Here is a 12,068-nt window from a genome sequence, read left to right on the forward strand (position 1 = left end):
AAATCAGTCGAATTTGCGGGAGGGTGCCATGACCGTGGCTTCGCCGATCAGGACCTTCTTGCCGTCCACTTCGCAATGGCATTCCAGCTTCACGCGGCGCTTCGACACCTCGATGTCGATCACCTTAACCTCGGCATGTACGAGATCACCGGGGCGCACGGGCGCGAGAAACTTCAAAGACTGCCCCATGTAGACGGTGCCGTGCCCGGGGAGCTGTTCGCCAATTACCGCCGAGATCAACCCGGCGGTCAGCATCCCGTGGGCGATCCGACCCTGAAAGATCGTGTCGCGGGCGTAGTCATCATCCAGATGCACCGGGTTCCGGTCTGTCGAGATCTGCGCGAACATCTCAATGTCTTCGTCGGTCACAACCTTCTGCAGGTAGCGCGACATGCCCATTTCGATGTCTTCGATGCAGATCGTGCCGCGGGGCAAATTGTCCAACATGATGACCCTTCCGGTAATTTTCTAATCATTACGTCGTAATTGTTGAAACTTAATTACTTCGCAATTGCAGAAAAGCAAGCGAAAAATAGGTCAGCGAAGATACCCTATTGTGTAGGTCGGATTGGACATTTCTTTTTGTAGATAAGCGGTTAGCGCTTCCGGGTCCGGTTGGGTTTCCGTTTTGGTCTCAGTGGCTGCAAGACCGCCAGAGATGAAGAGCGAATCGATATCTTCGCCCATGGCACCTGCGATGTCCGTCAGAACGCCGTCGCCGATGGCCAGAATGCGGCTGTCGGGGATATCCGTGCCAAGCGCGGAAAGCCTGCGCCGCGCCAGATCGTAGATCGGCGGATGCGGTTTTCCGAAGTACAGGCTTTCACCGCCCATTTCGGTGTAGAGTTGCGCCAGTGCACCCGCACACCACTCGCGTTGTTCGCCCCGGTCGACGACAATATCCGGGTTGGCGCAGAGCAGTTTGAGCCTGCGTTGCTTGGCCATGAGGAACTCCGGGCGCATCACCGACGGGTCGGCCAGTGGATCACGCGGACCGGTACAAACAATGCCCTCCGCCTCTTCCAGCGGTACCATGCGAATGTCCACCGGGTCCTCGACCACCCCAATGGGCTCAAAAAACTTCTCTTCGCCCGGATAGCCGATGTGCCAGACCTTCTCGCCGACAATGCCGCGGTACATGGCAGAGCGGGCGCTGTCCCCCGACGTGGCAATCGTGTCCCAACTGTCATCCGGCACCCCAAAGGTGATCAGTTGCTTTTCCACACCTGCCCGTGGGCGGGGCGAGTTGGTGACCAGCACGACCTTGCCCCCCCGCGCGCGGTAGCTTTGCAGGGCGCTTACGGCCTCGGGCAGGGCGTTAACACCGTTGTGCACGCAACCCCAGAGGTCCACGAAAAGCGCATCATATTGCGCGGAGATCTCGCTCAGGTGAGTGACAATTCGGTTCATGGACGGTCTGCTCCTATGGTGTGAGACAGGCGCAGCGGCCCGGCAAGGCCCGGCGCGGGGACGCCGGGCGCTGAGGTTATACCTTGAGGTTGGGAATGATCTGCTTCTTGCGGCTCATGATGCCGGGCAGAACGACCGTGTCACCGGAAACCGTAGCGTCAAAGCTCTTCTCCGCCACGGTTTTCACCAGATCGTTGGGCACCAGCAGGGTCGCCTCTTCTTCCAGAATATCGACCACGAACAACAGTACCTGATCGGCGCCATCTTCTTCGGCCACACCGGGCATCGCGGCCATCAGCGCGTCTTTGCGGTCCAGCACCATCTGCGGCGAGGTGGTTTCCAGCACGGAGACGCGGAACTGTTTGCCGTCCACTTCATATTCCTTGCTGTCCATCCGCAGCAATTCCGCCTCGGAGAAGGCGGACACATCGGATTTCGCGGCGAACATCTCGGCCGCGTAGGCCTTGATATCGACGCCGAGGTCCTCGGCCAGTTCCCAGGCGATGGCTTTGTCTTCGTTGGTCGTTGTCGGGCTGCGGAACTCAAGCGTATCGCTGAGGATGCACGACAACATCGCCCCTTTGATCTCCGTTGGCATCTGCGCCAGGTCCTTGCCGATCATCTTCCACATGATGGTCGCGGTGCAGGCCAGCGGCTCAATGCGGATATCGATCGGGCCCTTTGTCTCCAGCCCGCCAACCAGCTTGTGGTGGTCAATGATGCCCTGAATATCCGCGTCGTTGATGTTGTCGGGCAGCTCGGCCGGATTATTGGTGTCAACGATCACGACGGGCGTGTCCGCCGCCAGTTCCTTGATGATCTCCGGCTTGTCCAGCGACCAGCGATCCAGCATAAAAAGCGCTTCGGTATTCGGCTCACCCAGCAGCACAGGCTTGGCGGCGACACCTTTGATCTGGTTGAGGTACCACGCCCAGATGATGGGGGATCCGGTGCTGTCCGTGTCTGGAGATTTATGGCCAAAAACAAGCGTGCTCATCAGAGATTCCTAGCATTTCAAGGGTCATTTTGCGCGCCTTATAGGAGGCGCAGACAGTGATGTCACGCCCTGCCGGCATCGGTCTTAACGTGGCTTGCCGCTTGGCCTGCGATTTCGATTGATGTTAGGTCTTTCGCATGTCGAAGCCCCGCGAAACCGATCTCTATCCGCCGATCAAATCCTTTTTGGAAGAACAGGGATATGTGGTCAAATCCGAGGTGGGGGCCGCGGATGTCGTGGCGGTGCGCGGTGGGGAGGCCCCCTTGGTGGTCGAGCTGAAGCTGGGGTTTTCACTGTCGCTGTTCCATCAATGTGTGGCCCGCCAATCACTGACGGAGGACGTCTATCTGGCGGTGCCCCGCCAGACCGGAAAGCGATTTGCCAAGGCCATCAAGGACAATCTGAAACTTGCGCGCCGCTTGGGGCTCGGGATGATCACCGTGCGTCTGTCGGACGGATTGGTTCAGGTGCATTGCGATCCGGGTCCTTACCAGCCTCGTAAATCCAAAAAGCGCGAAGGTGCTTTGCTGCTCGAGTTTGCGCGGCGGCGGGGCGATCCCAATGATGGGGGGCAGACCCGAACTGGCCTTGTTACTGCATACCGTCAGGATGCTTTGAAGATCGCCCTCTACTTGTATGAGGTCGGGGCCAGCAAGGGGGCTGATGTGGCGCGCGAGACTGATGTTCCACGCGCCACCCGTATGATGGCCGATGATCACTATGGCTGGTTTGAACGGGTAGAGACCGGGATTTACGGTCTGACACCTACGGGCGCCGCAGCCGTTGCCGAGAGCGCAAAGGTGCTTGGCGCGGAATAATCGATTGCCGCGACGCAGTGGGCAGAAACCTGCAAAAGACGCAAATTTTCACAAACCGATTGGTTGACAGGCTCGCAGCACATGCCTAGCTATGCGCCGTTAGCACTCAGATGAGTTGAGTGCTAACGACCCGGGTGCAAGGCAATGTCGTTCGGGTCAATTGGGAGAAACTTTGAGCCTTAAGGAGCTGCAAAGATGGCATTGAAACCGCTTCATGACCGCGTGCTGGTACGCCGCACGGAAAGCGAAGAGAAAACTGCTGGCGGGCTGATCATCCCCGATAGTGCAAAAGAGAAACCATCCGAGGGCGAAGTTGTCGCCGTGGGTGCCGGTGCACGCAAAGACAGCGGCGAACTGATCGAGATGGCCGTCAAAGCCGGTGACAAGATCCTGTTCGGCAAATGGTCCGGCACAGAAGTCACGCTCGACGGTGAAGAACTGCTGATGATGAAGGAAAGCGACATCATGGGGATCATCGAGTAAGCCGCCGCGCTGCTCTGATTTTCAATCGCTGAACTCGAAATAGATATTCTCAAGAGGAGAAAACAACATGGCTGCTAAGGACGTCAAATTCGACACCGATGCCCGTAACCGTATGCTCAAGGGTGTGAACATCCTTGCAGACGCGGTCAAAGTCACGCTGGGTCCAAAAGGCCGCAACGTGGTTCTCGACAAATCCTTCGGCGCACCGCGCATCACCAAGGACGGTGTTTCCGTTGCCAAAGAGATCGAACTGGAAGACAAGTTCGAAAACATGGGCGCGCAGATGGTCAAGGAAGTTGCATCGCGCACCAATGACGAAGCAGGCGACGGGACGACCACCGCGACTGTTCTGGCTCAGGCCATCGTGAAAGAAGGCATGAAATCGGTCGCCGCCGGTATGAACCCGATGGACCTCAAGCGCGGCATCGATCTGGCGACATCGAAAGTTGTTGAAGCGATCAAAGCGGCGTCTCGCCCTGTTTCCGACAGCGATGAAGTCGCGCAGGTTGGTACAATCTCTGCCAACGGCGAATCCGAGATTGGTCAGCAAATCGCGGATGCGATGCAGAAAGTCGGCAACGAGGGTGTGATCACCGTCGAGGAAAACAAAGGCCTGGAAACAGAAACCGACGTCGTCGAAGGCATGCAGTTCGACCGCGGCTATCTGTCGCCATACTTTGTCACAAACGCAGACAAGATGACCACCGAGTTGGAAGACTGCATCGTGCTGCTACACGAGAAGAAACTGTCCTCGCTGCAGCCAATGGTTCCGCTGCTGGAGCAAGTGATCCAGTCGCAAAAACCGCTTCTGATCGTTGCAGAAGACGTCGAAGGAGAAGCGCTAGCAACTCTGGTCGTGAACAAACTGCGCGGGGGTCTGAAAATCGCAGCCGTCAAGGCACCTGGTTTCGGTGATCGCCGCAAAGCGATGCTGCAGGACCTCGCGATCCTCACAGGCGGTCAGGTGATCTCAGAAGATCTGGGCATGAAGCTGGAATCCGTAACCATGGACATGCTGGGCTCTGCCAAGAAAGTTCAGATCACCAAGGATGAAACAACCATCGTTGATGGTGCGGGTGAGAAAGCAGAGATCGAAGCACGTGTTGCTCAGATCCGTACGCAGATCGAAGAAACCACGTCCGACTATGACCGTGAGAAGCTGCAAGAACGAGTTGCCAAACTGGCGGGCGGTGTTGCTGTTATCCGTGTTGGCGGCATGACCGAAGTGGAAGTGAAAGAGCGCAAAGACCGTGTGGACGATGCGCTGAACGCGACACGTGCCGCTGTTCAGGAAGGTATCGTTGTCGGTGGCGGTGTGGCACTGGTTCAGGCCGGTAAAACACTCGAAGGCCTCTCAGGTGACAACAACGATCAGAACGTGGGCATCACGATCGTGCGCAAGGCGCTCGAAGCACCGCTGCGTCAGATCGCTGAGAACTCCGGTGTCGACGGGTCGGTTGTCGCGGGCAAAATCCGCGAAAGCAGCGACGCGAAGTTTGGCTTCAACGCGCAAACCGAAGAATATGGCGACCTGTTTGCCTTCGGTGTGATCGACCCTGCGAAGGTTGTACGTCATGCTCTGCAGGATGCGGCGTCCATCGCCGGCCTTCTTATCACGACAGAAGCCATGGTTGCAGACAAGCCCGCCAAAGAAGGCGCGTCACCTGCAGGCGGCATGCCCGACATGGGCGGCATGGGCGGCATGATGTAAGCTACGCCAGCAGGCAAAAGAAAGAAGGCTCGCCGTAGTGGCGGGCCTTTTTTAATGTCACATCTATTGTATCCGGTTTTTTAGGAGCCCACGGTTAAAATACCGGCGGGGACGTCTTGAGAGGCACGCCTGCGCGCACATGAACCGACACCTGTCGATCCTTAGGTCGGTAGTTCGACAATCCGGGAATAGCTCCCCAACATCTCGAGCGCTTCCGAAAATGTCTCGCTTGGGTTTTCCTTTACAAGATAACCCGCGACATTTTTGCTGTAGGCCGATTGGATGTCGCGGGGCATATCCGATGTGGTAAAAACAAATACGACAGTTCGTTGCAAAGCGGGGTCTGCACGGACAGATTCCAGAAACTCCAATCCATTCATCCTGGGCATGTTCAGATCCAGTGTCACGATAAACGGGGGCAACCCGCCCGGTCCCTCATCTGCGGCAGCGCGCAGGATATCCAGAGCTTCCTGCCCGTCTTTTGCCACCAGCGTTTTGTTGACGATTTTGAGTTTCTTCAAGGCGCGTTTCATTGCCATAATGCTGATGACGTCGTCATCGACCAGAAGAAACGTTGCCTCTTTTGTTGTGTCCTGCATCATCTAACCTCGTACAAATTGTTCTCAGGCCGCGTTCGCTTGGGCTGGATCTGACTGTTCAACACATTCCTCGGCTGGGAAACTGAAACGGAAGCGCGCGCCGCGCTCTTTGTCCGGATTCGATTCCAGCACAATATCTGTCTTGTAGCGGTCCAGTAGTTTACGAATGATTGCGAGACCCAAACCGCTGCCTTCCACTTCATCACGCGGGCGCAGCGTCTGGAACAATTGATAAATGCGCTGCTGATACTCCTGCGGAATGCCAGGGCCATCATCTGCGACTTCAACAACAAGATGTTCACCGTCAAATGCCGTGGAAACGGTGATGCGCCCACTGGTCCGGTCGTGATGCTTTATTGCGTTTGAAATCAGGTTGATCAGGATTTGCGTCAACGGTGTGGCATGGGTGCGGATTGTTCTAACGTCTCCGCTGTATCTGATACTGAACCCTTCCTGCGGGTTCAGCAAAGTGGAAATCTGTCCGACCAGCTTCTCCATATCCAAATTGGCGAGACCTTCCTCTTCTTGTCCGGCGCGTGCGTAATCCAACAAGTCGGTGAGCAAGCGGTCCAGCCGTTTCGCTCTCACTTGCATCATTTCGAGGTACGCCCGGCTATCTGTAGACAGCGCGTTTTCCTCATCTTCCAACGTCCACTCCGCCAGGTCATACACAGCTCGGAGTGGTGAACGCAGATCATGGGCGGCCACATAGGCAAAACGTTCAAGATCGATATTCGAGCGCCGGAGTTCCTCAGCGTTTTGCTTAAAAATGGAGAGGGCGCGTGCAATGTCACCCAATTCATCCTGACCTTCCACGTCGATGGGATGATTGAGATTGCCTCCTGCAATTGCTCGTACCGCGTAATCCAGGCGCCCCATTCGGCGGTTGATTTGCTTTTCAATAATGATCGAATTGCCCACCAATGTGGTCATGGCCGCCAAAAACAGGGATATTGCCAGGACAAGAGACAAAAGCTGTGTCGCGGTGCTTAAGTGTTGAGATTTTTCGGCAACAGAGGCAGCCGATTGTTCCGCCAAGACGTCCACGAATTGCGAGATCTCTCCGCCAAGCGCCACTCGCGCTTCTCGAAGGGCGACCAGTTTCTCTTGGTGAGCCAGCCGTGCCTCACCAATGGCGATCAAACCTTGGTCCCCGAGCAGCACTGAGTTCAGCTTGATTGTCAGCCCTGCCAATTCTTTGCGCTGCGGGCTGGGGACGACTTGCGACAGGATGGCGGCCACACGCCGTAGTTTGCGATCCAGTGTCATGCGCAACTGTCGAAACGAGCCAGAGGTCTCGGCGCCGGGATCAAACCGCGCGAGGTCAATAACAGTTTCGATATCCATGGACAGGCTGGTGAGGTTGAGAGAGGCCAGAAATAGATCTGAGAACAGTTGATCAATGACATCTACGGGCGGCGTACTCCCCGAACGTGCCTTGCTCAGCAAGTTTTCAATCTCGATTGTGGTCTCATAAGTTAGGTTCTGCAGCGCCCTGCGCGCCTCGGCCCCGATGCGGTCTAAATCGCTTTTGAGTTCACCAATTGTGGTTTCGGTCGTGAAAAGAATCTCTTTCTGATCGAACAATTCCTCGGCGGAGTTTTCCAGCTGTTTCAACCGGGTGATTAGGCGATCCGTCAAATCCGAGCGGCCATGGGCTTCGATGACGCCAAGCACCTGATCGCGAAAACTCTGTATCTTTTGAAGAAGTACATTTTTCGCGTCATTCAACTGATTGATGTCTTCAGCAAAATTCGCACGTTCGAGCGACATGAACATATTGTTCAGATTGCGTTCTACCGCTTGCGTTTTGGTCAGAAACGGCAGCGCGCCACGGGTCAACTCTCTGTGGGCCGAAGAAATATCTCTTAGCTGCGTAAACCCTGCAAGGCAGGCCGCTACCGTGACCAGGCCAACCGCCAAGAGAAGCAACCTCAAACGGGCGACAATTCCAGAGAACAGGCCGCGCTTCGCGGGCAGGGGGGGCGTTGGCGATTCCACAGCCGGGTACGTATAACAGGATGGCTTAAACTTATCTTAAGTGCACAAAACTAATCTCCCGATATCGCCGGGGAGGAATGCGCGTATGTTTAGCAGAAAAAGAGCGTCCGGGGCATCGTTGTCGCGCCGCTCTCTTATTCAATCCGGCGCGGCAATTGGTCTTTCGAGCATTTTGCCCGTTGGTGCAATCGGACAACCAAGGGCGCCGCTGCATCTGCACGTCGCGGAGGCGGTAAAGGATGCGGTTGGCTCAACCCCTGGCGCGCTGTCTGTTCTATGTCCAGACGGGTCCCAGAAGAACCTGGAACCCATTGCGCGGATGTTCACTGAGATGACGGGCGTGGCAATTCACCTGCGAATTATCGCATCAGAGAGCTTGAACACCCAGATTGCGCTGGAAGTGATGGCAGGCGAGAGCCAGTTTGATGTTGCACTGCCAGCAACTTTTGGCGTTGCCGATTTGGTGGCATCGGATGTTCTTCTGCCCCTGGACGCCTTCGTTTTCGAGTATGAACCACGGGCATTTCGCGAAGGTACGCTTTATAGTATCGGGGATAGTTTTGATCAAAAGATCTATGGCTTTCAGGCGGATGGCGATGCCTATCTCATGTTCTATCACAAGGATATGCTCGAAGACCCAGACGAGAGGGCAAGGTATGAGGATCGCTTTGGTACCGCTTTGGAGGTTCCCCGCAGTTGGGCGGAATTGGATCGTCAGATGGAGTGGTTTCACCGTCCGGATGACAATCAGTGGGGTGGAGTGCTCCTGAGATCGCCTGAGTATCTTGGTTGGGAATGGTGGGTCCGTTTCCATGCGTATGGTGTATGGCCGTTCTCGGAAGAAATGGTATCGCAGATCAACTCTGCCGAGGGCTGTGCCGCTCTGGAAGACATGATCAGGTCGGCTGAGTTTCTCCACCCAAGTGCCACAAGTTCAAAGTTTTCCGAAACATGGCAGCGGTTCGCTGAAGGCCGGTCATATTGCAATATCGGGTGGGGAGGGGCACAGAAATACTACAACCAAGCAGGTTCCGCCGTGAAAGACCGGTTAAGTTATGGCCCAACACCGGGCGGGGCAATCGGACCCGGCGGCGCAGTTGTGCCGATCCCGTATTTCAACTGGGGTTGGAGCTATGTGATTAGTCGCGCCTCGGCACGGCCTCGGATTGGGTATCTGTTTTCGCTGTTTGCGTCGAGCCCGGAAATGTCAACGCGAGCGGTGCGTGAAAGTGGGGGCTTTTTCGACCCGAATAGACCGGAGCACTACGATGATCCCGTCATTCAGGAGGTCTACTCCAAACCGTTTTTGGATGTGCACAAGGCAAGTTTGCGGCAAGCGATACCCGACCTCTATCTTGTGGGGCAAGCAGAGTATTTTCGCGTTCTGAACGAAGCGCTCGCTGACGCACTCAATGGGGATGTCACGCCGCAAAGAGCGCTGGAGAGAGCGTCGCAACTTTGGGAAATGATCACCAGTCGCGCCGGGCGCGCCGGGCAAATCGAAAGGTGGCGACAGTTGCGAAAACAGTATCCGAGAGCGGTTTCGCGTCATCTGCGGGATAAGAACGAGGCCTGAAATCCAACCGCGTTAACAGTGTATTCAGCGCTTTTTCCTATGCTGTCTGCGACAAGAACTCTCAGGGCCTTTCTCATGACACAACATGTTTCTTCGTATGGCGCGACTACAGGACCGGCGCCAGGGATGACATCACTCTCATCGAATGATTTCGAAGATTTCATTTATCTTATCAGTCATGATGTGCGCAATTCCGTACGCGCGCTCATCGAACTCCCTCAGTGGATCGCCGAAGACTTGACGGACGCGGGCGTGAAAGTGGATGGCTCCGTTGCAGAGAGCATCGAGTTGATGAACCGACATACAGGTCGACTTGACCGTATGCTTGTCGATCTGCTGACATTTTCGCGGGTTGGAAGAATGCAGTCGGTTGAAGAGATCGATCTTAACATCGCGCTGAACGAAGTGCTCGAAGAAATGCGCATTCCGTCTGGCTTCACTGTCGTGCACGCGCTGGATTGCCATCAGATCGAAATAGGGGACAGAGATATTCTGACCTTGCTGACAGCGCTTATCTCAAACGCGATCAAACATCACGACCGCACCGTCGGAAAAGTCATTGTCTCTTGTTATCGCGATGCAGGCCATGTCGTTTTGTCCGTGCGCGACAACGGCCCCGGTATCCCTGTCGGCTATCATGAGAAGGTTTTTTGCGCGATGACAACTCTGCGTCCACGGGATGAAGTGGAAGGCAGCGGGATGGGGTTGGCTGTCACACGCAAGATTGCACAGCACTACAACGGCGACGTCAAACTCATTGAAAATTCTGAAGGTCGCGGGACCACCATCGAAGTGCGCCTTACGGCCTAGAAACGTAGTCGGACATGGTGATCGAACGGGGTCAGAAGTACCTCATCCTTGCAGACGAGCGCACCTTGCCAAGCAGGTTCCAGCTCTGAAGATTGCCTTTGTATGGAAACCTGCCGAAACAGAGTGCCGCCGCCCTGGCAAAGCTGTTGTGACCGCCAAGACATGTAGATCTTGCGTCGGCACGAGAGTTTTCATTGATGCTACCCACCGACCCCTGATGCAAATGGCAAACACGCTCGCGTTTTGGGGGAACTCTTGGGAGGCAGACTACAAAGGTTCAAAAAATTGAGAAAGCTGCTGATAACAGCAACCTTTGCGAAACCGGGCAGTGGGAACGGGTTGGCGGCCGATGATGGAAAAGCTATTGCCGTGCCATGCGTTTGTTTTCTCTAACCTGCCTCACGATGATCGCTTTTGCGGCCAATTCCATCCTTACCCGATTGGCCGTGGATGGTGGGTACATTGATCCAAGCAGCTTTGCCATTATTCGCGTTCTTTCGGGCGTTGTGGTGCTTAGCATGATCATGACCGTAAAGGTCGGCAAAATTGAGCTTTTTCAACGTGATCGGGCGGCTGGAGCCGTCAGCCTTGCGGCCTATATGGCTGGGTTTTCTCTGGCCTATTTGACCCTTGATGCAGGTCTTGGCGCCTTGATCCTCTTCGGTGTTGTTCAGATTTCAATGTTTGCCCATGCGGCAGCGACGGGTGCGCACCCGAATGGTCGGCAGCTTCTCGGGGCAGGAATTGCCTTTCTGGGGCTGCTGCTTGCGTTGTGGCCAGGGCCTGGTGGCCAGTCGGATGCCATCGGCGCTGCTTTCATGGTCATCGCCGGATTGGGTTGGGCGGTCTACACCATCTCTGGCCGGGGGGCGGCTAATCCTCTCGCGGCAACAACGGCCAACTTTATTCTCTGCCTGCCCGTTGTCACGATTGTCTTGGTTGGTCTTGCAACCCAGACCACCGCTATTGGCTGGGGGTTGGGAATCCTTTGCGGCGGTGTCACATCGGGCCTGGGCTATGCGCTGTGGTACAGCGTGCTACCTCAACTGCCGCAGAACCTAGCACCTGTGGTGCAACTGAGCGTCCCGGTCATAGCGCTGATTGGCGGGGCAGTTCTGTTAGGCGAGCCTGTCACCATGATCGTTGCCATCGCCGCTGTGATGGTGATCTGCGGCATTGCACTGGCCATCACATCACGATCCGTTCAAGGGGGTCGTAGCTGATCTGTGGGGTGCGCGCAAAAGCGACGCCAACCAGACTATCGGGTTTGATATGCAGCCCAGAGGCTTCGGTTTCCTCGGCCCATACATGCCGGTCGACAATCCTTTCCGGATCCTGCCAAGCCTGGGGGATGACCGGGCTGCCTTGGATACTGCATCGAAAGAATATCTCGACCTGATGAAAGCCGATGCCCGGATCGTGAAACTCATTGACCAGACAAGGCGCGCCCACCTCAACAGTAAGCCCCGTTTCTTCCTCCACTTCACGCGCCAGGTTATCCGTCAGTGATGCCCCCACTTCGACACCGCCGCCGGGGGCACAGAGCAAGGTGCTGCGCTCATTCGCCCAGGCATTTACCAAAAGCAGGCGATCCTCGTGAACAATCACTGCCCGTGCTGCCAAACGCACCGCTTTTGATGACATAATCCCTCTTTCGTCAAAT

Annotated in this window: 12 protein-coding genes; 6 read left to right on the forward strand and 6 right to left on the reverse strand. The window is 55.8% G+C overall.

All coding sequences use genetic code 11. The features are described 5' to 3' along the window. Positions 1-3: 3 nt before the first annotated feature. The 3 genes from Q1A52_RS06930 to Q1A52_RS06940 all read right to left on the reverse strand — a co-directional run bounded on the left by Q1A52_RS06930 (position 4) and on the right by Q1A52_RS06940 (position 2,407). Positions 4-447 (reverse strand): MaoC family dehydratase, encoded by a 444-nt coding sequence (locus tag Q1A52_RS06930; protein WP_195820077.1) that lies wholly within the window; start codon positions 445-447, stop codon positions 4-6. 90 nt (positions 448-537) lie between these two features. Further along, the gene (locus Q1A52_RS06935) at positions 538-1,410 is read right to left on the reverse strand and encodes a TIGR01459 family HAD-type hydrolase (RefSeq protein ID WP_300012776.1); all 873 of its coding nucleotides are present in this window, start codon (positions 1,408-1,410) and stop codon (positions 538-540) included. A gap of 76 nt (positions 1,411-1,486) precedes the next feature. Beyond that, positions 1,487-2,407, reverse strand: a complete 921-nt coding sequence (locus tag Q1A52_RS06940; protein ID WP_300012779.1) for a manganese-dependent inorganic pyrophosphatase — start codon at positions 2,405-2,407, stop codon at positions 1,487-1,489. Positions 2,408-2,544: 137 nt separating this feature from the next. Between Q1A52_RS06940 and Q1A52_RS06945 the strand changes: the two genes are divergently transcribed. From Q1A52_RS06945 to groL, 3 genes are all read left to right on the forward strand, one after another. Further along, the gene (locus Q1A52_RS06945; protein ID WP_300012782.1) at positions 2,545-3,225 is read left to right on the forward strand and encodes a DUF2161 domain-containing phosphodiesterase; all 681 of its coding nucleotides are present in this window, start codon (positions 2,545-2,547) and stop codon (positions 3,223-3,225) included. Positions 3,226-3,420: 195 nt separating this feature from the next. Further along, entirely contained in the window at positions 3,421-3,708 is a 288-nt protein-coding gene (groES, locus tag Q1A52_RS06950; protein ID WP_159980541.1) for a co-chaperone GroES, read from the forward strand. A gap of 67 nt (positions 3,709-3,775) precedes the next feature. Beyond that, positions 3,776-5,419 (forward strand): chaperonin GroEL, encoded by a 1,644-nt coding sequence (gene groL / locus Q1A52_RS06955; protein ID WP_300012785.1) that lies wholly within the window; start codon positions 3,776-3,778, stop codon positions 5,417-5,419. 161 nt (positions 5,420-5,580) lie between these two features. Here groL and Q1A52_RS06960 read toward each other — a convergent pair whose 3' ends face one another. Together Q1A52_RS06960 and Q1A52_RS06965 are read right to left on the reverse strand one after the other, a co-directional pair. Beyond that, a complete protein-coding gene (locus Q1A52_RS06960; protein WP_300012788.1) occupies positions 5,581-6,018 on the reverse strand; it encodes a response regulator in 438 nt (145 codons plus the stop codon). 24 nt (positions 6,019-6,042) lie between these two features. Beyond that, positions 6,043-7,941 carry an ATP-binding protein gene (locus Q1A52_RS06965; protein ID WP_300012791.1) on the reverse strand — a complete coding sequence of 633 codons (1,899 nt, stop codon included), beginning with the start codon at positions 7,939-7,941 and terminating at the stop codon, positions 6,043-6,045. A gap of 118 nt (positions 7,942-8,059) precedes the next feature. Between Q1A52_RS06965 and Q1A52_RS06970 the strand changes: the two genes are divergently transcribed. From Q1A52_RS06970 to Q1A52_RS06980, 3 genes are all read left to right on the forward strand, one after another. Beyond that, positions 8,060-9,595 (forward strand): extracellular solute-binding protein, encoded by a 1,536-nt coding sequence (locus tag Q1A52_RS06970; protein WP_300012794.1) that lies wholly within the window; start codon positions 8,060-8,062, stop codon positions 9,593-9,595. Positions 9,596-9,721: 126 nt separating this feature from the next. Next, on the forward strand, positions 9,722-10,405 hold the full coding sequence (locus Q1A52_RS06975) for an ATP-binding protein (RefSeq protein WP_300012797.1): 684 nt from the start codon (positions 9,722-9,724) through the stop codon (positions 10,403-10,405). A 374-nt stretch (positions 10,406-10,779) separates the two neighbouring features. Continuing rightward, entirely contained in the window at positions 10,780-11,628 is an 849-nt protein-coding gene (locus tag Q1A52_RS06980) for a DMT family transporter (RefSeq protein WP_300012799.1), read from the forward strand. Here the strand turns inward: Q1A52_RS06980 and Q1A52_RS06985 are convergent. Then, complete coding sequence (locus Q1A52_RS06985) at positions 11,594-12,049, reverse strand: NUDIX domain-containing protein (RefSeq protein ID WP_300012802.1); 456 nt, start codon at positions 12,047-12,049, stop codon at positions 11,594-11,596. The two genes, Q1A52_RS06980 and Q1A52_RS06985, sit on opposite strands and share 35 nt — an antisense overlap. Positions 12,050-12,068 lie beyond the last annotated feature (19 nt).

The organism is uncultured Roseobacter sp. (assembly GCF_947488185.1).
In the GTDB taxonomy this organism is placed as follows: domain Bacteria; phylum Pseudomonadota; class Alphaproteobacteria; order Rhodobacterales; family Rhodobacteraceae; genus Roseobacter.

Coding starts and splice junctions, on each gene's coding strand:
- Q1A52_RS06930 (WP_195820077.1), bottom strand. CDS start 447: ATGTTGGACAATTTGCCCCGCGGCACGATCTGCATCGAAGACATCGAA.
- Q1A52_RS06935 (WP_300012776.1), bottom strand. CDS start 1,410: ATGAACCGAATTGTCACTCACCTGAGCGAGATCTCCGCGCAATATGAT.
- Q1A52_RS06940 (WP_300012779.1), bottom strand. CDS start 2,407: ATGAGCACGCTTGTTTTTGGCCATAAATCTCCAGACACGGACAGCACC.
- Q1A52_RS06945 (WP_300012782.1), top strand. CDS start 2,545: ATGTCGAAGCCCCGCGAAACCGATCTCTATCCGCCGATCAAATCCTTT.
- groES (WP_159980541.1), top strand. CDS start 3,421: ATGGCATTGAAACCGCTTCATGACCGCGTGCTGGTACGCCGCACGGAA.
- groL (WP_300012785.1), top strand. CDS start 3,776: ATGGCTGCTAAGGACGTCAAATTCGACACCGATGCCCGTAACCGTATG.
- Q1A52_RS06960 (WP_300012788.1), bottom strand. CDS start 6,018: ATGCAGGACACAACAAAAGAGGCAACGTTTCTTCTGGTCGATGACGAC.
- Q1A52_RS06975 (WP_300012797.1), top strand. CDS start 9,722: ATGACATCACTCTCATCGAATGATTTCGAAGATTTCATTTATCTTATC.
- Q1A52_RS06980 (WP_300012799.1), top strand. CDS start 10,780: ATGCGTTTGTTTTCTCTAACCTGCCTCACGATGATCGCTTTTGCGGCC.
- Q1A52_RS06985 (WP_300012802.1), bottom strand. CDS start 12,049: ATGTCATCAAAAGCGGTGCGTTTGGCAGCACGGGCAGTGATTGTTCAC.